Annotated in this window: 20 protein-coding genes; 12 read left to right on the top strand and 8 right to left on the bottom strand. The window is 68.3% G+C overall.

Annotation, left to right across the window (positions count from 1 at the left end):
• Positions 1-984: molybdopterin-dependent oxidoreductase (locus DM816_RS26460; protein ID WP_162907857.1), on the top strand; the 984-nt coding region annotated here is incomplete at its 5' end.
• Here DM816_RS26460 and DM816_RS26455 read toward each other — a convergent pair.
• Entirely contained in the window at positions 985-1332 is a 348-nt protein-coding gene (locus tag DM816_RS26455) for a WhiB family transcriptional regulator (RefSeq protein ID WP_117213110.1), read from the bottom strand.
• A 187-nt stretch (positions 1333-1519) separates the two neighbouring features.
• On the opposite strand from DM816_RS26455, the gene DM816_RS44675 reads away from it, so the two are divergent.
• The gene (locus DM816_RS44675) at positions 1520-2248 is read left to right on the top strand and encodes a response regulator transcription factor (RefSeq protein WP_117213109.1); all 729 of its coding nucleotides are present in this window, start codon (positions 1520-1522) and stop codon (positions 2246-2248) included.
• 171 nt (positions 2249-2419) lie between these two features.
• Here DM816_RS44675 and DM816_RS26445 read toward each other — a convergent pair whose 3' ends face one another.
• A complete protein-coding gene (locus tag DM816_RS26445; RefSeq protein ID WP_117213108.1) occupies positions 2420-2800 on the bottom strand; it encodes a DUF5319 domain-containing protein in 381 nt (126 codons plus the stop codon).
• A gap of 59 nt (positions 2801-2859) precedes the next feature.
• On the opposite strand from DM816_RS26445, the gene guaB reads away from it, so the two are divergent.
• From guaB to DM816_RS26430, 3 genes are read left to right on the top strand one after another with little or no spacing between them, the layout of a single operon-like run.
• Entirely contained in the window at positions 2860-4338 is a 1479-nt protein-coding gene (guaB, locus tag DM816_RS26440) for an IMP dehydrogenase (RefSeq protein ID WP_117213107.1), read from the top strand.
• 11 nt (positions 4339-4349) lie between these two features.
• On the top strand, positions 4350-5462 hold the full coding sequence (locus tag DM816_RS26435; RefSeq protein ID WP_117213106.1) for a GuaB3 family IMP dehydrogenase-related protein: 1113 nt from the start codon (positions 4350-4352) through the stop codon (positions 5460-5462).
• A gap of 41 nt (positions 5463-5503) precedes the next feature.
• Complete coding sequence (locus tag DM816_RS26430) at positions 5504-6916, top strand: M1 family metallopeptidase (protein WP_117213105.1); 1413 nt, start codon at positions 5504-5506, stop codon at positions 6914-6916.
• 90 nt (positions 6917-7006) lie between these two features.
• Here DM816_RS26430 and DM816_RS26425 read toward each other — a convergent pair whose 3' ends face one another.
• Both DM816_RS26425 and DM816_RS26420 read right to left on the bottom strand, forming a co-directional pair.
• On the bottom strand, positions 7007-8587 hold the full coding sequence (locus tag DM816_RS26425; protein WP_117213104.1) for a DHA2 family efflux MFS transporter permease subunit: 1581 nt from the start codon (positions 8585-8587) through the stop codon (positions 7007-7009).
• A gap of 233 nt (positions 8588-8820) precedes the next feature.
• Positions 8821-10698: a M14 family zinc carboxypeptidase gene (locus DM816_RS26420; protein ID WP_117213103.1), complete on the bottom strand. Its 1878-nt coding sequence runs from the start codon at positions 10696-10698 to the stop codon at positions 8821-8823.
• A 98-nt stretch (positions 10699-10796) separates the two neighbouring features.
• Between DM816_RS26420 and DM816_RS26415 the strand changes: the two genes are divergently transcribed.
• The 7 genes from DM816_RS26415 to DM816_RS43875 all read left to right on the top strand — a co-directional run bounded on the left by DM816_RS26415 (position 10797) and on the right by DM816_RS43875 (position 18685).
• Positions 10797-12374, top strand: a complete 1578-nt coding sequence (locus DM816_RS26415; protein ID WP_117213102.1) for an FAD-dependent oxidoreductase — start codon at positions 10797-10799, stop codon at positions 12372-12374.
• 9 nt (positions 12375-12383) lie between these two features.
• Entirely contained in the window at positions 12384-13106 is a 723-nt protein-coding gene (locus DM816_RS26410; RefSeq protein ID WP_117213101.1) for a DUF3152 domain-containing protein, read from the top strand.
• Positions 13107-13120: 14 nt separating this feature from the next.
• Entirely contained in the window at positions 13121-14647 is a 1527-nt protein-coding gene (guaA, locus tag DM816_RS26405; protein ID WP_117213100.1) for a glutamine-hydrolyzing GMP synthase, read from the top strand.
• Positions 14648-14931: 284 nt separating this feature from the next.
• Complete coding sequence (locus tag DM816_RS26400) at positions 14932-15864, top strand: NUDIX domain-containing protein (protein WP_425455278.1); 933 nt, start codon at positions 14932-14934, stop codon at positions 15862-15864.
• Positions 15865-16041: 177 nt separating this feature from the next.
• On the top strand, positions 16042-16968 hold the full coding sequence (locus tag DM816_RS26395; protein WP_117213098.1) for an NUDIX domain-containing protein: 927 nt from the start codon (positions 16042-16044) through the stop codon (positions 16966-16968).
• 297 nt (positions 16969-17265) lie between these two features.
• Positions 17266-18144: a CDP-alcohol phosphatidyltransferase family protein gene (locus DM816_RS26390; protein ID WP_117213111.1), complete on the top strand. Its 879-nt coding sequence runs from the start codon at positions 17266-17268 to the stop codon at positions 18142-18144.
• Between the two features lie 379 nt (positions 18145-18523).
• Complete coding sequence (locus DM816_RS43875) at positions 18524-18685, top strand: hypothetical protein (RefSeq protein ID WP_211588859.1); 162 nt, start codon at positions 18524-18526, stop codon at positions 18683-18685.
• On the opposite strand, the gene egtD is transcribed toward DM816_RS43875, so the two are convergent.
• From egtD to egtA, 4 genes are read right to left on the bottom strand one after another with little or no spacing between them, the layout of a single operon-like run.
• Complete coding sequence (egtD, locus tag DM816_RS26380) at positions 18663-19625, bottom strand: L-histidine N(alpha)-methyltransferase (protein ID WP_117213097.1); 963 nt, start codon at positions 19623-19625, stop codon at positions 18663-18665. The two genes, DM816_RS43875 and egtD, sit on opposite strands and share 23 nt — an antisense overlap.
• Positions 19622-20356 (bottom strand): ergothioneine biosynthesis protein EgtC, encoded by a 735-nt coding sequence (gene egtC / locus DM816_RS26375; RefSeq protein WP_117213096.1) that lies wholly within the window; start codon positions 20354-20356, stop codon positions 19622-19624. The genes egtD and egtC overlap by 4 nt, the downstream gene beginning before the upstream one ends.
• Positions 20356-21657, bottom strand: coding sequence for an ergothioneine biosynthesis protein EgtB (gene egtB / locus DM816_RS26370; RefSeq protein WP_117213095.1), 1302 nt, complete (start codon positions 21655-21657; stop codon positions 20356-20358). Before egtB ends, egtC begins: the two co-directional genes overlap by 1 nt.
• Positions 21654-22835 carry an ergothioneine biosynthesis glutamate--cysteine ligase EgtA gene (gene egtA, locus DM816_RS26365; protein ID WP_117213094.1) on the bottom strand — a complete coding sequence of 394 codons (1182 nt, stop codon included), beginning with the start codon at positions 22833-22835 and terminating at the stop codon, positions 21654-21656. The genes egtB and egtA overlap by 4 nt, the downstream gene beginning before the upstream one ends.
• Positions 22836-23021: the final 186 nt, after the last annotated feature.

Here is a 23021-nt window from a genome sequence, read left to right as displayed (position 1 = left end):
AGCCGGCGCGGCGTGGAGACGGCCCGTGCGGAGGTGAAGCTGCCGAGCCCGGCGAGCGCGGCGCCGCCCGTGCCGGCCAACGCCAACCCGTCCGTGGAGGGGCTCGCGACCTACGCAACGTCCAACGACACGTTCTATCGCATCGACACGGCCCTGGTGATCCCTCAGGTCGACCCGGAAAGGTGGCGGCTTCGCATTCACGGGCGCGTCGCCAACCCGATCACGCTGACGTTCGACGATCTGCTGAAGCGGCCCATGGTCGAGCGCTGGGTCACGCTCGCGTGCGTGTCCAATGAGGTGGGTGGCGATCTCATCGGCAACGCCCGCTGGCTGGGCGTGCCGGTCGGCGAGCTGCTCCGGGAGGCCCGCCCCGAGCCGGGTGCCGACCAGGTGGTCAGCCGCTCGGTGGACGGCTGGACGTGCGGCACACCGACCTCCGTGCTCACCGACGGGCGTGATGCGCTGCTGGCCGTGGGCATGAACGGCGAGCCGCTGCCCATCGACCACGGCTTCCCGGTGCGGATGGTCGTGCCCGGCCTGTACGGCTATGTGAGCGCCTGCAAATGGATCACCGAGCTGGAGCTGACCTCCTTCGCCGACTTCGACGCTTACTGGATCAGGCGCGGCTGGGCGGAGCAGGCGCCGATCAAGACGCAGTCACGCATCGACGTCCCGCGCAACAACGCGAAGGTGAGCGCCGGCGACGTCGTTGTCGCCGGAGTGGCCTGGGCGCAGCACCGCGGGATCAGCGTGGTCGAGGTGCGCGTCGACGACGGGCCGTGGCAGCCCGCCGAGCTCGCCGGCACCGTCTCGCCGGACACGTGGCGGCAGTGGACGTTCCGCTGGGCGCAGGCGGCACCGGGCCGGCACACGCTCGCCGTGCGGGCGGCCGACGTCACCGGACAGGTGCAGTCCGGCGTCCCGCGCGATGTGGTCCCGGACGGGGCCGAGGGCTGGCACACGATCAGCGTGACGGTGCAGTGATCACTGCGCGGTGACCGTGGTGAGCCGGGCTTCCAGTCGGCGGATGTCGATCTCTCCGCTGGACGAGACGCTCCAGCCCTCGCGCAGCAGCCGCAGCCGCTCGTGCTCGGTGAACCCGCCCCACACGCCATAGGGTTCGCGCGTCGCGAGCGCATACGCCGCGCACTGCGCGCGCACCGGGCAGTGTTGGCAGACCTTCTTGGCTTCTCTTTCCCGGCGGCCGCGGGAGGCCCCGCGCTCGCCATCGGGGTGGAAGAACTGACCGCTGTCGCGATCTCTGCAGGCACCCCGATGCTGCCAGGCCCAAATGTCGGCAATCGGACCGGGAAGTCTATGAAAGTGAGCCACCTGACCTCCTTGGGGGATGGGAGGCTTGTTTTGCGCAACGTACGCACGTTACTCCGCGTACGTCCAGTTGTCGTCACCGAGTGGATGATCAGGTAGTACTAGCCCAAGTTTTCGTACACATTCCCCGAAAGTGCGTAATGATCTGGCTATCTCGTGGTCTTCTTCGCAGGAGAGAGGGGGATCACCCGTGCAGACCGTCCTCGTTTGCGTTCGGACCGCACAAAGCGCCGCGACCATAGCGGCGTGTGCCGAACGACTGGGTGTGGGCGCAGGAGTCCGCACCGCCACGAGCGCCGCTGAGGCCATCACTCAGCTGAGCGCGTTCGCGGCCAATATCGTCTTCGCCGACACGGCGTTGACCAAACCCGACACTGTCGGCTTCACCCGCCGGGTGCTTGCCGCGTCGCCGCAGACCCAGCTCGTGCTCTTCGGGCCGGAGGAGCCTGCCGTCGCGCAGGCCGCCATCCGGGCCGGCGCGCGCGGACTGATCGGCGGCTCCGACCCCGACCCGGCGAGCGCCGCAGCCAAGGCGCTTCTGTTGGTCGCGAGGTCACCCGCTCCGGCTCCCAGCGTGGCCACCACCGTCGCGGCCAACAAGGCGCCGTCGCGGCAGTCGACACAGTTGGCGGTGCATCAAAGCGCTGTGGTTCCGGCCCAGCGCGTCGATGTGCCCGCGCTGATGCCGACCAGGGTCAGCCTGGTGGGCCGGCCCACCCGTTCGGTCGCGCTGACCGAGCGTGAGTTACAAGTCCTGCGCGGTATGGCGGACGGGCGCAGCAACGCCGAGATCGGGCGGGAATTGTTCGTGTCCGAGGACACGGTCAAGACCCATGCGCGGCGGCTCTTCCGCAAGCTGGGCGCACGCGATCGGGCCCACGCCGTTGCCGCCGGGTTCCGTGCCGGCTTGGTGAGTTGATCGCCGCGGCCTGGTCGGTGCGAGCCAGGCCAAACGCGCACCGCCGCGGCGAATGGGTGCTCTGAGCAAGCGCAACGGCTCTGCACCAGGCCGCCACCTGGTGGCAGGGTCGCCGAGGACGCCCGCAGGCGCCGAATCCCCAGGGCGGATCACCCCATGGGAGCGCTACCGTCAGTCGTCTTCGACCATGTCGTCGATGGCGTCGGCATAACCCCTCGCGTACTCCCAGGTCACGTAGTGGTCTGGGTCTGGGTCGTACGCCGGTTCGTGCACCCGGGGCCGCCCGGAGTCCAGCAGGTGCTTGAGGTTGCCCCGCAGCAGGTCCCAATCGAAGTAGTGCGGCTCGCGGCAGTCCTCACAGTCGACAACCAGGCCGCGGACGCCCTTGGGCCCGAGCAGGACCTGGTAGACCTCGAGCTCGGAAAGGTCGGCGAGCAGGTCGGCGCGCTCCTGCGTGGAGAGCTCACCGTAGGCATCCCCGTCCAGATCGTCGAGGTCGGCGGTAGGGTCCGCAGGATCCCCCTTGAACGGGTCTATCGGCTCGTCGTGCACCCCTTCACGTTAGTACCCATCCGGGCCTTCTGATCCGGCACCTGGGTAGGATTCAGAAGATGGACAGCATCCCGCTCGGCTTAACCTTCGATGACGTGCTCCTGGTCCCGGCCGCGGCGGATCTCGTCCCCGGTCAGGTCACCACGGCCACCCGCCTGACCCGCAATCTCGGGCTCAACATCCCGGTCGTTTCGAGCGCGATGGACACCGTGACCGAGGCCCGCATGGCGATCGCGCTGGCGCGGCAGGGCGGCATCGGCACCCTCCATCGAAACCTTCCCATCGAGGAGCAGGCCGCGCAGGTCGATCTGGTCAAGCGCTCCGAGTCCGGCATGATCACCAACCCGGTGACCTGCTCGCCCGATGACACGCTGCGCGACGTCGACGCGCTCTGCGCGCGTTACCGCATCTCCGGCGTGCCGGTGGTCGGCCCCGACGGCACGCTCGTTGGCATCGTGACCAACCGCGACATGCGCTGGGTCACCGACATGTCGGTGAAGGTGCGCGACGTGATGACCGGCATGCCGCTGGTGACCGCGCCGGTGGGCGTGTCCAAAGAGGAGGCGCTCGATCTGCTGCGCCGGCACAAGGTGGAGAAGCTGCCCATTGTGGACGGTGTGGGCGTGCTCAAGGGCCTGATCACCGTCAAGGATTTCGCGAAGAGCGAAAAGTTCCCGCTCGCCGCCAAGGATGAGAAGGGCCGGCTGCTCGTGGCGGCCGCCGTGGGCGTGGGCGAAGACGGCTACAAGCGCGCGGGCGCGCTGGCCGAGGCGGGCTGCGACGTCATTATGGTCGACGTCGCGCACGGGCACAGCTCGGCGGTCATCGAGCTGGTCGCGCGGCTCAAGCGGGAGTTCACCGTCGAGGTGGTCGGCGGCAACGTGGTGACCTATGAGGGGGCCAAGGCCCTGGTCGACGCGGGCGCCGACGCGGTCAAGGTGGGCGTCGGGCCGGGTGCCATCTGCACCACGCGGGTGGTCGCGGGGGTGGGCATGCCGCAGATCACCGCGATCATGGAGGCGACCCGGGCGTGCCAGCCGGCCGGCGTGCCGGTGATCGCCGACGGCGGCATCCAGCACTCGGGCGACATCGCCAAGGCCATCGTGGCCGGCGCCGACACCGTGATGCTGGGCGGGCTGCTGGCCGGGTGCGACGAGTCCCCCGGTGATCTGATCTTCGCCAACGGCAAGCAGTTCAAGTCATACCGGGGGATGGGCTCGCTGGGCGCGATGACCTCCCGCGGTTCCTCCGCGCAGAGCTACTCCAAGGATCGCTACTTCCAGGGCGACGTGACCCAGACCGAGAAGCTGATCCCGGAGGGCATCGAGGGTCAGGTGCCCTATCGCGGTCAGCTGGCCAATGTCGTTTACCAACTCGTCGGCGGGCTGCGCCAGGGCATGTTCTACAGTGGCGCCGAGAGCATCGCGCAGCTTCAGAGCAGAGGCAAACTGGTGCGCATCACGGCGGCGGGGCTCAAGGAGAGCCACCCGCACGACATACAGATGACGGTCGAAGCACCCAATTATTCGTCGAGGTAAACGAGGTCTTTATGCGCGACATGGTGGAGATCGGGCAGGGCAAGTCGGCCCAACGCGGATATCACCTCGACGACATCGCGATCGTCCCGACCCGCCGCACGCGCGACGTCGACGACGTGTCCACGGCCTGGCAGCTGGATGCTTACAAGTTCGCCATCCCGTGTGTGGCCCACCCGTCCGACGCGACCATGAGTCCCGCGTCGGCGATCGCGCTGGGCCAGGCGGGCGGGCTGGGCGTGCTCAACGTCGAGGGCGTGTGGACGCGCTATGAAGACCCGGCCAAGCTGCTCGTGTCGCTCAAGGACAGCGAGCACCCGACCACCGCGCTGCAGGAGATCTACTCCGAGCCGATCAAGCCCGAGCTGATCGCCGAGCGGGTGCGGGAGATGCGCGCCGGCGGGCAGACCGTCGCCGTGCGGGTTTCGCCGCAGCACACGCTCAAACTCGCCCAGGTGATCCTCGACGCGGGCATCGACATCCTCGTCATCCAGGGCACGCTGGTCTCCGCCGAGCACGTGTCCACTGTGGAGGAGCCGCTCAACCTCAAGGAGTTCATCGCCGACCTCGACCTGCCGGTGATCGTGGGCGGCTGCACCAACTACCAGACGGCTCTGCATCTGATGCGGACCGGCGCCGCCGGCGTGATCGTAGGGATTGGCGCCGATTTCCTATCGAGCACGGATTCCGTGCTCGGGATCCGGGTGCCCATGGCGACCGCGATCGCCGACGCGGCCGCCGCGCGGCGGGACTATCTCGACGAGACGGGCGGGCGATACGTGCACCTGATCGCCGACGGCGACGTGCACACGTCGGGCGACATCGCCAGGGCCCTCGCGTGCGGCGCCGACGCGGTGATGCTGGGCATGCCGCTGACGATCGCCAAGGGCAGCCCCGCGGGCGGGCTGTGGTGGCACCCGTCGGCGAGCCACCCGAAGCTGCCGCGCGGGCACGTGGGCTCCATTGAGGACGCCGAGTCGGTGTCGCTGGAGACGCTGCTGTTTGGACCGTCCGATGACGCCTCAGGAAGTCTGAATCTGTTTGGCGGACTCAAGCGCGCGATGGCCAAATGCGGATATCGTGATCTCAAGGAGTTCCAGCGCGTTGGGCTGATGCTCGACAGGTGACGTTGGGCTGATGCTCGATAGGTGAGGTAGCGTTCGGCCGCATGGACAGAGTGCTTCGTTGGGTTGTCGTCGCCGTGGCGGCCGTGGCGGTCTCGTGCACGCCCGCGCCAACGAAACCGTTGTTCACCGAGCGGCAGATCCAGCCGAGCGCGGTCGACAACCCGGCCGGGATCGGCGACCCCTATTTCCCGAAGTACGGCAATTCGGGTTACGACGTCTCGCGGTACACGATAAAAATCAAATATGACCCGGCAACCAAGCGGCTCACCGGGCACACCAGCATCACGGCGGTCGCGACCGAGCAACTCACCCGGTTTCATCTGGACTTCCACGGTCTGCAGGTGGAGCAGGTGCGCGTCGGCTCCGCAGCCGCTCAGCACACGCGCGACGGCGACGAGCTGATCATTGTGCCGCCGGCCGCGATCGACGCGAAGAAGGAATTTCAGGTCGAGGTGTCGTACCAGGGGGTGCCCACGCCGTTCAGCAGCCCCGGCTTCGGCACGACGGGGTTCCTGTCCACCCGCGACGGGGCGTTCGTCATCGGCCAGCCCGAGTCGGCGACCACCTGGTTCCCGGTCAACGACCACCCGCGCGACAAGGCCACCTACCGCATCGAGGTGACCGTGCCCGAGGGCGCGGCCGGGGTCAGCAACGGCCTGCTGGAGGGCAAGTCCACCAAGGATGGCTGGACCACCTGGAACTGGGTGGTCAACTCGCCCATGGCGTCCTACCTGTCGACGCTAGCGATCGGCGACTACCGGATCGTCGAGGGCACGCACAACGGCAAGCCGGTGTTCACGGCGATCGCCAACAGCATCCCGTCCGGGCAGATCGACAAGGACATCGCGCGCACCGCCGAGATCGCCGATTTCCTCGCGTCGAAGTTCGGGGCCTACCCGTTCGACGCCTACGGCGGCATCGTCGTCGACGACGACCGGGTGCGCATCGCGCTGGAGACACAGACCCGGCCCATCTACTCGGACGTGTTCTGGACGCGGGGCACCAACACGACCGTGGTGGCGCACGAGATCGCGCATCAGTGGTTCGGTGACAGCGTGTCGGTCGACACGTGGGAGCACATCTGGCTCAATGAGGGCTTCGCCACGTACGCCCAGTGGATGTGGAACGAGCACAGCGGCGGCCCGAAGATCCAGGCCGAGTTCGACTCGCGTTACGCGGATCGCAACAATCGCATCTGGGAGGTTCCGCCGGGCAAGCCGGGCCGGGAAAACATGTTCTCCGCCAGCGTTTATCAGCGCGGGGGAATGACCCTGCACGCGCTGCGCAAGGAGATCGGCGACGAGGACTTCTTCAAGATCCTGCAGGTGTGGGCCGCCGAGCAGCGCGACGGCCTTGCCACGACGACGGAGTTCATCGAGCTCTCCGAGCGGGTGTCGGGCGAGCAGCTGGACGACCTGTTCGACGCGTGGCTGTTCGAGGTGGGCCGGCCCTAGACGAGCCCGACCGCCGCCGATGGAGATCGTCCAGTCGGCGACGGTCGGGTCGTGTTCAGCGACGAGGGTTGCTGTCCCGGCGAGCGGGCATCAGTGGATCATCGCTGGGGCCGGACGGTCAACGCTGTCGGCGTTTGGCTCGTCCGCCACGGCTGGTGCCTCGGGCTTCTTGCGAGGCAGGAACGCGATCGGGATAAAGGTCGCCAGCACCAGCGCGAAGCCGACCCAGAACGTGGTGGCGAACGAATCCGCCACGAAGTCCAGGCCACGCTGGATGACCGACGGCTCAAGGGGCAGCTGCGCGCCGTGCTGGACCGCGATCGCCGCGCCGGCCTCGGTGATCGGCTCGCCGGTGGCCGGGTCGTTCAGGCCCGGGATCGGGGCCGACTTGTTCAGCTGGGTGGTCAGGATGACCGACATGATCGCCGAGCCGATCGAGCCGCCGATCTGCTGGAGGATGTTGACCAGCGTGGAACCGCGGGCGGTGTCGTGGTGCGACAGCGTCCGCAGCGCCGAGGTCATCATGGGCATCATCGTGCCGCCCATGCCCAGACCCATCACGAACAGCGAACCGCACAGCAGCCAGTACGAGGTGTCGGCGTCGACCTGGGTGAACGCGAAGAATCCGACGGCGATGAGCGCCATCGCGAACGGCACGGTCCGGCCGACCGGGATCTTGTCGGCCAGCATGCCCGCGATCGGCATGGTCAGCATCGCGCCGATGCCCTGCGGGGCCATCAGCAGACCGGCGTTGAGCGTGGACTCGCCGCCCACCTGCAGGAAGTAGCTCGGGAACAGCAGGCCGGCGCCCATGAACGCGATGATGAACACGAACAGCGAGATCGATGCGACGCTCAGGTTGCGGTTGCGGAACAGCCGCAGGTCGACCAGTGGGTGCTTCGGCTTGAACGAGTACAGCACGAAGGCGATCACCAGCGCGCCGCCGAACAGCATCGGGACCCAGACCTTGGTGGCGGCGATCGTGCCCGTCTCGGGCAGCGACGAGACGCCGAAGAGGAACAGGGCCAGGCCGGGCGACAGCATCAGCATGCCAAGGAAGTCGAAGGACTCCGACGGCTCGGGGTTGTCCTTCGGGAGCGCGAGTTGCGCGTAAACGAGGGCGATCGCGCCGATCGGGACGTTGATCAGGAAGATCCAGTGCCAGCTCGCCACGTCGATGAGCCAGCCGCCGAGGATCGGCCCACCGATCGGGCCCAGCAGCATCGGGATGCCCAGCACGGCCATCAGCCGGCCGATGCGCTGCGGGCCCGCCGCGCGGGTCATGATCGTCATGCCGAGCGGCATGAGCATGCCACCGCCCAGGCCCTGCAGGACCCGGTAGGCGATGAGCTGGTTGATCGAGTCGGCGGTGGCGCACAGCGCCGAGCCGAGCGTGAACAGCAGCAGCGCCAGCATGTAGAGCCGCTTGGTGCCGAACCGGTCGGCGGCCCAGCCGCTGAGCGGGATCACCGTGGCCAGCGCGAGCGTGTAGCCCGTCATGGTCCAGGCGACCTGGGCGTAAGTGGCGTTGAACTCAGACTGAAATGTGGGTAACGCGACGCTGACGACCGTGACGTCGAGGATCGACATGATCGCGCCGAGTACCACCACTCCGGCAATCTTGAGAACGGCGCCGTCCAGTTTCTGGGGCGCCGCAGCTTGTGTGGTCACATGACTCTCCAGGGTTCGGGTGGCCGAAAGGGCGATGGGTCAGTCGTCTCGGTGCGCGAATCCGACGGTCATGTTGTCCCCCCGCTCGCCAGCTTTCCGAGCTTAGGATCACAGGTGGGGCCTGCCCGGTGGCGGTCGCCCCAGGTAGACGTGTGCTTGCACACACCACATGGAAACGGTGGGGCCGCAGGGATGGTGCGGCCCCACCGTCGGGGTGCATGTGACTGTCGTGATTAGAGGGTCAGGGTCCAGCTGTTGATGTATCCGGTGTCGGCCGAGGCGGCGTCTTGGACGCGCAGGCGCCACGTGCCGTTCGCGGCCTCGCTGGACAGGTTGACGGCGAAGGTCTGGTCCACGTTGTCGGCGCTTCCGCCCGAGCGGTTCAACAGGGTGTAGACCGTGCCATCGGGGGCAACGAGTGACACGACGAGATCACCGCGGTAGCTGTGCACGATGTGCACCTCGACCGTCGACGTGGCCGAGGCGTTGCGGTTGCAGCCCGAGATGACGATCGGACTCTCCACAGTGGACACGTCGGGAATGGTGACGTCGTTGGGGTTCGTGCCGCTGCATCCCGCTTGGGTAACCGTCCATACGAAGGATGCCGATCCGCCGCTGGCCGTGATGGTCGTGTTGTAGGTGCCGGCCGTCGTGGGCGTGCCCGTCACCTGGCCGGTGCCGGAGTTGATGGACAGGCCGGGCGGCAGGCCGGTCGCCGACCAGGTGTAGGGCGGGGTGCCGCCGGACGCGCTGTTGTTCAGCGTGACGGACGTGCCCACGGTGCTGGTCTGGTTGCCGGGGTTGGCGACCACCGGTGCCCCGGGTTGGCCGCAATACTGGTTCTGCTTGCCGATTGCGCGGTAGGGGCAGTCCGCGTACTCGGAAAGGATGAGCACGGCCGTCTTGTTGCGCGACGTCTCGGCCGCGAGGCGCTCATCCGGCACGTAGAAGCCGCCCGAAGCCGGGTACATCTCGAAGGTGTAGGTCCAGATCTGCTGGTTGCCCCACATCCAGTCGGTGATGTCCCCGTCCGTGATGTACAGATCGCTGCCCTGCATAGGCCGGTATCCGTTGGTGTTGGCCATCTCGATGCCGATGGTGCGGAACGTCGCCTCCTGGTCGGCGCTGAGTCCGGGGGCGGTGTTCGCTGTCGTGTACCCGTATGGCCACAGCACCAGTTCAGAATAATTGTGGAAGTCGATGTTCGCCTTGATCTGCTGCACACCGCCGATGCGCCGCGACAGCACGAAGTCGCGCACGACCGCCGTCTCGGGGGCTGAGAAGGCCGACGTGCCGCGGTAGGTGTCCGACGACGGGCTGCCTGACGAGCCGCCGCAGCAGCCCCAGTTGTACCCGAAGTTGCGGTTGAGGTCGGTGCCCACGGCGGTCGTGCCCGAGTTGGGCTGGCGGTTCTTGCGCCACGACCGGTAGGAGCCGGTGGCGATGTCGTACTCGCCGCCGTCCGGGTTCAGGTTGGGCAGGATCCAGATCTCGCGTGTGTCGACGGCGTTGCGCACGCGTGCGTCGGTCGCGTACTGCCCGGTGAACATGTTGAGCAGATACAGCGCCATCTCGACGGTGATGTGCTCGCGCGCGTGGAGGTGGGCGTTGAACAGCAGCTCGGGCTCGTTCTCGTCCGTGGCGACGTTGTCGGAGATCTTGATGGCGTAGATGGCCCGGCCCTGGTACGACTGCCCGATGGTGGAAACGCGCACCAGGCTGGGGTAGGCGGCCGCCACATTGTTGATCTCGGTGACCATCTCGGCGAAGTTGTGGTAGCCCGAGTCGGACGGGGGGAAGTCCTGGATGCTCACGTCTTGGGCCGAGGCGGGCGGAGGCAGCTGCTCGACGGTGAAGCCGAGCGCGCGGATCTGGCGTGCCTCCGTCTGTGTCGCGTGCACATATAGCTTGCCGTGCTCGAAGTAGTCCACGGCGGCCCCGGTCCGGGCGATCGCGTTGCGGTCGGCGAACGTCTTCGGCCCGGTGATCCGGTACTGCGACACCGGGTCGGTTGCGGTGTCCAATCCGGACGATCCGGTCGCCGGGGCGCCGAGCACAAATGCCGCGCCGATGGCGAGAGCGGACAGGAGTACGGCGACGTGTCGTCGCATGTATACCTCCCTATGGTTAGCGAGTCTTCAATACAGAAGCACGTCAATACGCGCATGTAAATATTGCCTCCTGGTTACCGGGCGGTAATAATGCGCCCATGAGGTATGACGTGGTCGTCATCGGCTCCGGGTTCGGCGGGAGTGTGGCCGCGCTGCGTCTGAGCGAGAAGGGCTACTCGGTCGCCGTGCTGGAGGCGGGCCGGCGCTTCGAGGATCGTGACTTCCCGAAGACGAGCTGGCGGCTGCGGAAGTTCTTGTGGGCACCCAAACTCGGGTGCTATGGCATCCAGCGGATCACGCTGCTGCGCGGCGACGAGAAGGGCGCGGGCGTGCTCGTGCTGTCGGGGGCGGGCGTGGGCGGCGGGTCGCTCGTTTACGCCAACACGTTGTACCGCCCGCTGCCCGCGTTCTACGAAGACCCGCAATGGCGCGACATCGCCGACTGGCGCATTGAACTCGCCCCGCACTACGACACGGCCGAACGCATGCTCGGCGTCGTCACGTACGACCGCATGACGGCCGCCGACGAGGCGATGAAGCGCGTCGCCGAGCGCATGGGCGTCGGGCACACGTTCCACAAGACGCCCGTGGGCGTGTTTCTGGGCCTGCCGGGCAAGCAGGTGCCCGACCCGTACTTCGGTGGCGAGGGCCCGCCGCGCAGCGGTTGCACCCATTGCGGGGGCTGCATGACCGGCTGCCGGCACAATGCCAAGAACACGCTCGTCAAGAACTACCTGTATCTGGCGGAGCGCAAGGGCGCCAAGGTGTTCGAGCGAACCGAAGTCGTATCGGTCCATCCGCACGGCGACGGCTACATCGTCAAGGCCAAGCGAGGCAAGGTGTTCGAGACCGACCAGGTGGTGTTCGCGGCCGGAGCGCTTGGCACGCAACGAATCCTTCACGCCATGAAGGCCGACGGCTCGCTGCCGCACGTGTCCGATCGCCTCGGCGCCTTGACGCGCACCAACTCCGAGTCGCTCCTGGGCGCGACTGTCCTACCCGGACAGGCCCGCACAAGAGGCGTCGACTTCACCGACGGCGTGGCGATTACGAGCTCGTTCCACCCAGACGAGCGCACGCACATCGAGCCGGTGCGGTATGGGCGGGGCTCCAACGCGATGGGCCTGCTTCAGGCCCCGGCGACCGAGGGCGGGCCGGGCCGGTTCGGGCGGTTCGTGAAGACCATGTTCACTTGGCCGTTCGCCTATTGGCGGGCGCTGTCGGTGCGCCGATGGTCGCAGCGCACCATCATCGCGCTCGTGATGCAGTCGCACGACAACTCGCTCACGGTGGGATATCGGCGCGGAAGGCTGCGGTCGCGGCTCGGGCACGGCGCGCCCAACCCGACCTGGATCCCGGAGGGCAACGAGGCCGTGCGGTTGCTGGCTGAGGAGGTCGGCGGACTGCCCGGAGGCACCATGCTTGAGATGTTCGATATCCCGATGACCGCGCACATTCTCGGTGGAGCGGTCATCGGCGGCTCCCCGCAGACCGGGGTCATCGATAAGTATCACCGCGTGTTCGGCCACAAGGGTTTACATGTCGTTGACGGGGCCGCGGTCAGCGCCAACCTGGGCGTGAACCCGTCGCTGACCATCGTGGCCCAGGCGGAGCGCGCGTTCTCGTTCTGGCCGGCCAAGGGCGATCGCGACCCCAGACCGGGGGAGGGGCATTAGCCTCATGGAATGCGCGTCCCCCTCATGATTGCCGCACTGGCCGCTCTGCTCGCGGCGTGCGACACGAGCCCGCCGCCCGCGGTCGTCGAGCCGACGGTGTCGGTGACCCCCGGCGTGCGGAGCCCGACCCCGTCGGCTTCGCCGACGGCGACGCCCAGACCGCGCTCGACCAACGTGCTGCTGCAGGGCAAGGGCACCTACTCGCAGACCGCCTCGGGCGGGACCGGCGTGCTCGGCAGGAGCGGCAAGCTCCACAAGTACTGCGTGCAGGTGGAGGACGGGATCGAGACGTTCACCGCGGACGAGTTCGCCGCCGTGGTCGACGTTGTCCTGGCCGACGAGCGCAGTTGGATCGCCGGAAAGAAATGGATGTTTCAGCGGGTACCGGACTGTGCCTCCGCGCAACTGAGGATCAAGCTGACCACGCCCAAAAACGTGGATCGATTTTGCGCGCCCACCAGGACGGTAGGGGAGTACTCGTGCCGCAACGGCGGCAACCTGTTCATCAATCTCAAGCGCTGGATGCTCGGTGTCGCGCATTACAACGGTGATCTGGACAACTACCGGACCATGGTGATCAACCACGAGACCGGGCACTATCTCGGCTTCGGACATGTCAATTGCACCCGGACGGGCGATCTCGCGCCCGTCATGCAGCAGCAGTCGATCTCCCTACGCGGGTGCCAGGCCAATCCCCATCCCTACCCGGACGGGGTCAACTACGTCGGCTGAAATATTCTTGGCGGATGACGATGCCTCGCCCGGTTCTGGTGGTTGACTTCGGAGCGCAGTACGCGCAGCTGATCGCGCGCCGGGTCCGCGAGGCGCGGGTCTACTCCGAGATCGTGCCGCATTCGATGTCCATCGATGAGATGCTCGCCCGCAATCCGGCGGCCATCATCCTTTCCGGCGGTCCATCGAGCGTGTACGAGGCGGGAGCACCGCAAGTCGACGCCAAGCTGTTCGACGCCGGTGTGCCCGTTTTCGGGATCTGCTACGGCTTCCAGGCAATGGCGCAGGCGTTGGGCGGCACCGTGGCGCACACCGGCTCGCGCGAATTCGGCGGCACGCCCGTTCTCTTGAGCGCGAGCGCCCTTTTCGGTGCGGGCGAGCAAAACGTCTGGATGTCGCACGGAGACTGCGTGACCGCCGCACCGGCCGGGTTCACCGTGACAGCATCGTCGGGCGGCGCCCCGGTGGCCGCGTTCGAAAACGTGGCGCAGGGCCTCGCGGGCGTCCAGTTCCACCCCGAGGTCAAGCACACGCCGGGCGGGCAGACCATGCTTGAGCGCTTCCTCTACGAGATCGCCAAGATCGAGCCTACCTGGACCATGGGCAACATCATCGACGACGCGGTCGAGGCCATCCGCTCGCAGGTGGGCTCAGGCGCGGTGGTCTGCGGGCTGTCGGGCGGCGTCGATTCGGCGGTCGCGGCCGCGCTCGTGCACCGCGCCGTCGGCGACCAGCTGACGTGCGTCTTCGTCGACCACGGCCTGCTGCGCGCGGGCGAGGCCGAGCAGGTCGAGCGCGACTACGTCGCCGCCACCGGGATCAAGCTCAAAGTCGTCGATGCCTCCGGCCGGTTCCTCTCCGCACTCGCGGGCGTCACCGACCCCGAGCAAAAACGCAAGATCATTGGGCGGGAGTTCATCCGCGCGTTCGAGGCGGCCGTGCCATCCGACACGCGGTTCCTGGTGCAGGGCACGCTTTATCCCGACGTGGTCGAGTCGGGCGGGGGCACCGGCACGGCCAACATCAAGAGCCACCACAACGTGGGCGGGCTGCCCGACGACATGCAGTTCCAACTGGTCGAGCCGCTGCGCACGCTGTTCAAGGACGAGGTGCGCGCGCTCGGGGTCGAGCTGGGCCTGCCCGAGGCGATGGTCTACCGGCACCCGTTCCCCGGGCCGGGACTCGCGATCCGCATCATCGGTGAGGTGACGGCTTCGCGCCTGGAGGTGCTGCGCGCGGCCGATCTGATCGCCCGCGAGGAGCTTACCGCGTCCGGATTGGACCGTGACGTGTGGCAGTTCCCGGTCGTGCTGCTCGCCGACGTGCGCTCGGTGGGCGTGCAGGGCGACGGGCGCACCTACGGCCACCCGATCGTGCTGCGCCCGGTGTCCAGTGAGGACGCCATGACCGCCGACTGGTCGCGTCTGCCATACGAGCTCATCGCGCGCATCTCGACCCGCATCACCAACGAGGTCCGCGACGTCAACCGAGTCGTCCTCGACGTCACCTCCAAACCCCCCGGCACCATCGAATGGGAGTAGCCCTCCCCTTTCCGGCTTCTTCACGTCCAACATGAACTTACGTCCATGTTGGACGGCGTGTCGTGTCGCAACTTCATGATCGATCGGGCGGGGCTGCGGCACCGCGGACCGGTGCTGTCGGCTCTGCCGCGCCGTTGAGCGCCGGGGCGGTGACAGATTGACCATGAAGTTATTGCCGCGACACACCGTCGAACATGGACTCAAGTTCATTGTCAACCGGAATGGATATTGCCCGATCACTCATTGGTCAGGGAGAATTGCTACCTGTGACCGCGATCGAGCCCATGGAGGCACTGCGGCGCATCGCGGCGTACGCAGTTGTGACCGACCCTGACCACAGGGTCCTTCTGGTCAGGGCCTCGGCCCTGTCCGGCACACCCGGCACATGGTCGTTGCCGGGTGGTGCGGTGGCGCATGGCGAGCATCCAAACGAGACGGTCGTGCGGGAGACCGCAGCCGAGACCGGGCTGAGCATCGCGGTGAGCGGGCTGGCTGACGTGGTTGCCGACATGCGAGCGTTGCCCCATCGGGGCGTGACCATCCATACGGATCGCGTTATCTACACGGCGCGGGTGCGCGGTGGTGCTCTGCGCGACCGGGTCGACCAGCCTACCGACCTCGCCCGGTGGGTGCCGGCCGACGAGCTGACGGACCTGCCGCTGCGCCGGTTCACCTCGCTCGCCCTCGGACTTCCTGCGGCTGACGAAGCGGTACCAGATGATGTCCCTGAATTTCCCTCCTTCCACGCCGCACCCGGCCCGGACGGCCTGCACCGGGCACAGCGGTTCGCCGCATACGCGGTGGCGACCGACCGGCAGCGGCGCGTGCTGCTCACCCGGGTCGCACCCAACTATCCCGGCGCCGGGCGCTGGCATCTGCCCGGCGGCGGCACCGATTACGGCGAGCAGCCGGGCGCCGCGCTGATCCGCGAACTGGTCGAGGAGACGGGCCAGAAGGGGCGCCTGGTCGAGCTGCTCGGGGTGGCAAGCCACCGCGATCCGGCCTCGCTGGGGCCCGAAGGTTACCCGATCGACTGGCACGGCGTGCGGGCGTTCTACCGGGTGCACGTGGACCGGGCGACCCGGCCACGCGTGTCCGACAGCGGCGGCTCGACGTCCGAGGCGCGCTGGGTGCGGCCGGAGGAGGTGGCGGCGCTCGGGCCGGAGGACGTCACCGAGGTCACGGCCGAGGCGATCCGGGCGGCCTTCCCGAGCTAGCGCTCGCCCGCGCGAGCGGCCGCTGGGCCGGGACGCCACCCGGTCGGAGGGCACCTTGCGCCTCTCGGCGGTCGTGGCGATTGCAGGCGGCTTTCCCGGGCTAGCGCTCGCGCACGCGGGCGGGTCGCGGCGATTGCGGGCGGCCTTCGCGCGCTGACGGAGGCTAGCCTTGCGGGCGTGGAAAAGCGCCGTCGCATTGGGGCATATGGCATCGCGCGGGACGATCAGGGCAGGATCCTGCTCGTCCGGTCGTCCGAGCTGTCCAACAATCCGGGCAAGTGGGTGCTGCCCGGCGGCGGCCTCGACCATGGCGAGGATCCCAATCTCGGTGTCGTGCGGGAGTTTCGCGAGGAGACCGGGCTTGACGTGCGCCCCGTCGGGCTGCGCGAGGTCAGCGCCGACCGGGTGGAGTTCCCGTGGCGTGGCGTCGTGCTGCACCACGATCGCATCATCTTCGATGTCGAGATCGTGGGCGGCTCGCTGATCGGCGAGAACAACGGGACCACCGACCTGCCCGCGTGGGTCTCCGAGGGCGAGCTGGCCATGCTCGACCTGAACCCGTTCGCAGCACGCGTGCTTGGCCTGCCCCACGCACATGAGCGCATCGAGCGGCCCGAGCGGGCCGACGAGGCGGGCGAGGTGGCATCCGACGGGCGGGCGCTGGCCGATGTCAAGCGCGTCACACGGTTCGGCGCCTACGGTGTCGTGACGGACCCGTCGGGGCGCGTCCTGCTCTCGCTGATCTCGGCTGGCTATCCGGGAGCGGGGGCGTGGCACCTGCCCGGCGGGGGCACGGATTGGGGCGAGCAACCGGCGGAGGGGCTGCTGCGCGAGATTTACGAGGAGTCCGAGCAGATCGGCGTGGTGAAGGGGCTGCGCCGGGTCGGGGCGCGGCACAACCCGGCGGCCATGGGCCCGGAGGGCGAGCCGCTCGATTGGTACACCGTTCGGGCAGTCTTCGATGTCTATGTGCCCGAACCTGGCGTGCCACGGGTCACCGAGGCGGCCGGGTCCACGGCCGACGCACGCTGGTTCGCCAGGGGTTCTTTGCCCGATCTCAACCTGACTGACCTAGCTCGTCATGAACTGCTTCACACAGATTGATGGCGGTCGTCAGGTAGACTAAGGGCAAATCTTGTGAAATCTGCTGGATGTCCGTTACTTGGGTATCGCCAAGGCATGTGTTCTTGTGCGATGGTGTAGCCGCGAGTGAACGACCGCCGTTCGGTCACGCATGACCGGCGGTTGTCTTCTCCCGCACCACAAGAGCCGGACGGTCCGCTGAGGCGGCGGAAAGGAACCGACCCGGCGATGGAGGGACGACACGTGCCGAGAGCCATTTGGCGTCGGCGTCGTACGACGGACAGCCCGCGACCCGCGGGCAGGCAATGGACCGGCCGGCTGCGCGCCGGCGGGACCAAGGCCCGGCGGATGCTGCTGGTCCCGGTGGGCCGGCTGCGCCGTAGGCCCCGTGCCGTCGACACGCTACCTGGCCTAGACGCTCGCGAAATCCACGCAATCGAGGCGGCCGCGGCTGCTCCCGAGGAGCACCCCGCCACCCCGAGCACCATCCCGCTGCTGCCGGGCGAGCGCACGCTCTCCCGCCGGGTCAAGTTCGGTCTCGTGCAGGCCTGCACACTGAGCAGCCTGCTGCTCGGCATGACCGCGATCTTCCTGGCCGTGACCGGCAGCGACCCGCGGCTGGGCGCGCTGTGCCTGCTCGCCTGCATCACGTTCGACGGGCTCGACGGGGCCCTCGCCCGCAAGTTTGGCGTGGCCAGCCCGTTCGGCGTGCAAATGGACTCGCTGGGCGATATGACCTCGTTCGGCATCGCCGCCCCGGTCGTGATCTATTCTGCGCTGGCCGGCAAGGTGGCGACGCCCGTGCTCATCGCCGCATGCGCGATGGTCGCCGCGTGCGCGGCGATCCGGCTCGCCCGGTTCAACGTGTCGCCCAAGGACGGCCGCTTCTTCTGCGGCGTGCCCACCACCATGGCCGCCACGGTGCTTGCGCTGAGCGTGCTGATCGGCCTCACCCTGCCGCCGAGCGTCATGGTCGTCGGCGTCGTGCTGCTGGCCATCGCGATGGTGTCAAGTTTTCCGTACGCGAAACTCGCCAAGGTCTTCAAGCTGCCGCCCTGGCTGCTGGCGATCCCGCTGCTGGGCGTGCTGGCCGACCTGCAGCTCACCTTCGGCCTGATCGTGCTGGCATACCTGGTCAGCGGCCCGGTCCTGTACCTGTTCGCGCGTGCGAAGCAACGCGCGAGCGGGATCGCCTGAGAATTCTTCGCGCGAGCGAAGCAACGCGCGAGCGGGATCGCCGCGATCCCGCTCCGGGCGCGGCAGCGCCGCATTTGCCTGATCCCACCTCGCTTCCCCAAACGGGCTGCCCACACGGCGGCCCGTTTTTCTTGGCTGCCCGTGTCGGAAGCGGCGAGGGTCCATTCGACCTGTAGGTGGAATAACTGACCTGTTGTCGCGGGTGTTCGTTGCCTGCCATCGATCCTGCCGCAGATGCAGCGGGCCGTGTTGACCTTGCGCCTGGTCGGAGGCCCGGCGACCGACGAGATCGCTCGGGCCTTCCTGGCGCCGAGCGTCACCATAGGGCCAGCGGATCTCGCGGTCCAAGCGCACGCTGGCCGAGGCGCAGGTGCCATTCGTGGTGCCCGATGCAGATGAGCTGCTGATGCGGTTGGGCCGGCACGCCGAGGCCGCCGAGGAGCTCGAACGGGCCGCCGAACTCGTACCCATCAGACACGAGCGCGCGATGCTGATGGAGCGGGCGGCGGCCGCTTCTGCTACGTGGCCGTTGCGAGCGTGAGCGCGAACCGGGATTCCCGATCGGTCCACCACTCGCTCACCGCAAACCCAGCCTGCTCCAGCTCCTCCTGCACTCCCTCCCGCCGGAACTTGGCCGAGATCTCCGTGCGCATCTGCTCGCCGCGCGCGAACGTGAGGTCGAGCCCGAGCGCCCGCACGCGCACGGCCATGTCGCGCGTCGCCCGCAGCCGCATCTCGATCCACTCGTTGACGTCGTCCCACACCGCGACATGGTCGAATTCGTCGACCGGGAAGTCGGCGTCGAGCTCCCGGTTGAGCACCCGCAGCACGTTGCGGTTGAACTCGGCGGTCACGCCGGCCGCGTCGTCGTAGGCGTCGATGAGCGTGGCTCGATCCTTCACCAGATCCGTGCCGAGCAGCAGCCACTCGCCATGGTGCAGCACTGCACGCAAGCGCGCGAAGAACTCGGCCCGCTCGGCGGGCATCAGGTTGCCGATGGTGCCCCCGAGGAAGGCGACCATGCGCCCGTCGCCCGCCGGAATCCCGTCCAGATGGGAGGTGAAGTCGCCGACGATGGCGTGCACGTCGATCCCCGGATATTCGTCGTCGATGGCGTGCGCGGCCTCCCGCAGCGCCGACTCGGACACGTCCAGCGGCACGAACCTCGCCAGCGTGCCATGCCCATGCAGCGCGTCGAGCAGCAGCCGCGTCTTTTCCGACGACCCGGACCCCAGCTCCACCAACGTTTTCGCGCCCGTTATCCGGGCGATCTCACTCGCCCGCTCGACCAGGATCGCCCGCTCGGCCCGGGTGGGGTAGTACTCCTCCAGCTCGGTGATGCGCTCGAAGAGTTTGCTGCCGGTCGCGTCGTAGAACCACTTGGGGGGCAACCATTTGGGGTCGGAGGTCAGCCCGTGCAGCGCGTCCGCGCGCAACTGCCGCGCCAGGTCGGCCTCGGTCAGACGAATGTCAGTTTTCACAGCTCCTCCATGGTGTATCCCGACCTGTCGGCCGTGAGCAGGCGCCGATCCGGGACCGCTTGCCAGCCCGGGTCGTCGTCGAGCGGTTCCGAAGCGATGACCACCCGGCCGGGCGTCCGCAGCACCGAAAGCGAATGGCCGGCCGTGGTCGCGTAACCCTCCCGGCCGTTGGTGAGCAGCAGATTGAGCCGTGACCCGGGCGCCGCCGCGGACACCTCGGCCACGACGGCCCGCAGGGCCTCGCCGGGCGTTGCCCCCGAGCTCAGCCGATGGCGCACCAGTCCCCACACCAGCGCGCTGTCGGTGAGCGCCTCCAGCGTGAGCAGATCCAGCACCGGCAATCCCTCGGCCGGCTTGACCACGCTGGCCGGCCAGCCCTCGACGCGCCCGTTGAGGCTGAACAGCCAGCCGTCCCCGGTGAACGGTGCGCACGCCGCCACGCCCAGCGGCATCCCGATGGTCGCCGAGCGCACGGCCGCGAGTACCGCCTCGGCGCTGGTCAAACGCGCCAGCTCCAGGAAGCTCGCATCACTCCACATCGGACGATCCGTGCGATAGCGCACCGCCCCGTCCGCACCGAACCAGCCGACCCCGAAACCGTCCACATTGATCGTCCCGCCGCCGCGCATGTCGCGCGGCGCATAGCTCTGGTGCAGCAGCGAGTGCGGCGGCTCGGTCACCAGCGAGGCCAGTGTGACCGCAGGCCCGAGATGCAACAGGTGACGGCACATCAGACCGCCTCCCCGGGCAGTGGATCGCGGGCGCATCTGAACCCGCTGAAGATCTGCCGCCGGATCGGGTAGTCCCAATTGCGGAACGTCCCGCGGCACGCCGCCGCGTCGGTGCCGAATGACCCGCCCCGCAGCACCTTGTATTCGGTACCAAAGAAAACCTCTGAATATTCTTTGTACGGAAACGCGCTGAACCCGGGATATCCGTGAAAGTCAGTCGATGTCCACTCCCACACGTCCCCGATCAGCTGGTGGACGCCAGCGGGCGTTGCCCCTGCCGGGTAGGCGCCGACGGGTGCGGGGGACAGGTGCCGCTGCCCGAGGTTGGCGTGCTGTGGCCCCGGATCCTCGTCGCCCCACGGATAGCGCCGCGATCGCCCGCTCGCCGGGTCGTGTCGCGCCGCCTTTTCCCACTCGGCCTCGGTCGGCAGGCGCTTGCCCGCCCAGCGGGCGAACGCGTCCGCCTCATACCAGCAGACGTGCACGACCGGCTCGTCGGGCACGATCGGCTCGCGCCGCCCGAACCGCACGTATGTCCCGTCGCCGAACCAGTGCATCGGCCCGGTGAGCCCGGCCTCCTGCCGGTGCGCCCAGCCCGCATCCGTCCACCAGCGACGGTCCTCGTAACCGCCGGCGTCGATGAACTCCCGGTATTGGGCGTTGGTGACCGGCGCACGGTCGATGAAGAACGCCGGCACGTGCACCTGATGTGCGGGCCGCTCATTGTCCAGCGCCCACGGCTCCAGCGATGTGCCCATGGTGAACGGCCCGCCCGCGATCAGCGCCGCGCCCGTCACCGACCCGGCGCTCGCGGGTGGCGGCGGCGCCGACAGCACCGGCTCGCCGCGCCGCAGCTGATGCGTCGCCAGCATGGTCTCGTCGTGCTGCTGCTCGTGCTGCACGATCATGCCGAAGGCGAAGCCCTGCTCCACTAGCGGCCGACCCTCCAGCGGGACCGAGTCGAGAAGATCCAAGACCTTTTCCCGGACGGTACCGATATAGGCCCGTGCCTCGGCCGGCCCCAGCAGCGGCAGGGTGGGCCGGTCGCTTCGCGGATGCTTGAACGCGTCGTAAAGCTGGTCGATGTCCTGCCGCACCGGCTCGCGCCCGCCAACGTCGCGGACCAGCCACAGCTCCTCCTGATTGCCCACGTGCGCCAGATCCCACACGAGCGGGGACATCAGCGCCGAGTGCTGGCGCACCAGGTCGTCGTCGTCCACCGCGTCGGTCAGCACCCGGCTGCGTGCCCGGGTGCGCTCCAGCTCGGCCGCGGCACGCGCCCGGATATCCGGATCGGTCATCTCAGTCCCTCCCTTGAGGACAGTCTCTTGGCGACGTCGGCTTTCATGTCGGCAGGCAGATCGGTGTCATCCAGCGCCACGCACGCGAGCTCGACCAGACGCGGGACCACGGAAGCGATCACCGGGTCGGCGAGCCCGTCCCGCGCGGCCTGCACCCAGCGCTGCCCGGCCGGCTCGGCCAGCTCGGTTGCGGCATCGACCGTCTCTTCCCGTGCGAACAGCGCGGTAATCATGGCCACCGGCAACACCCAGTCGCCGCCCGGCTGCGCGTCGATATAGCGCAGCTCCAGATAACCGCGGGGCCGCACCGGCGGAAACATCGTCGTCATGTGGTAGTCGAGGTCGTCGTACGTCGGCCGGGTCGGCAGCGCGCCCTCGATCCAACCGCCGAACGTCACCCCGGGCGGTGGATCCCACTCGCCCGAGTCCCGGCGCAGGCACAGCAGCGGCGTGTCGAGCACGCGTTTCGCCCACGCCCCAACCGGATCCCCATCCAACACGGGCGGCAGCGTGCGCACGGGATCGGTCTCATACCACGTGCGCATGCGCCCGCTGGCCCACCCATCGCGGGCCGAGTTGGCGAACAGCGCGATCATCGGCGGCCCCAGCGCATGGGCCGCCCGCCACCGGGCCGCAGCCCGCGCTCCGGTCCCGATGTCGAGGCAGACCTGCAGCCCAGCCGTGCCACACATCATGGCCCGGCCCCACGGCCCCACCCGGTCGAAGGCATGCTCCATCGCCGCATAGCGCTGGGTGTGGATCAGGCGCTCGGCGGGCCGGTGTGGATCATGGCCCTGGCCGCCCAGGCAGAGCCCGGACGAGGCGAGCAGTCGGGAAAGGACGGTGACGTCGGCCGCCGTGTCATCGATCAGGCCGGCCAGGGACGTCACTGGCGGGGAGGACAACTCCACCTGGCCACCGGGCTCCAGCGTCACCAGACTCCCGCCGGGCAGCGGGCGGTGCGCACTTGCCGGGTCCAGCGTGGGCGGGGCGTGCGGCCCGAGGGCGATCGCCAGCTCCCGCACGTCGAGTGGGCGGCACGGATCGGCCCGGTGATGGACCGTCCACTCAAGCTCCACACCCACGCGCTCGGGTGGACCGGTCTTGAAGCAGACTTTGCCTACATATCCCTCGGCCGCCGCCCGGTCGGCGATCGCCGAACCTGAATCAACTCCCATGTCTCCGACGCTAGCCCGGGGGTATGACAAAAAGCCGAACAGTGATCCTCGCAGCGGCTAACGTCGGACGCTTCGCGCCGACATCAGCCGCGCAAAAGCACGGCTTCGCCTGAACAGAGTTATAAGCGGGATCCTCGCAGCGGCTAACGTCGGACGCTTCGCGCCGACATCAGCCGCGCAAAAGCA

It is taken from the genome of Allorhizocola rhizosphaerae, assembly GCF_003426775.1.
Taxonomy (GTDB): domain Bacteria; phylum Actinomycetota; class Actinomycetes; order Mycobacteriales; family Micromonosporaceae; genus Allorhizocola; species Allorhizocola rhizosphaerae.
This window is presented reverse-complemented; position numbering and strand designations above follow the sequence as displayed.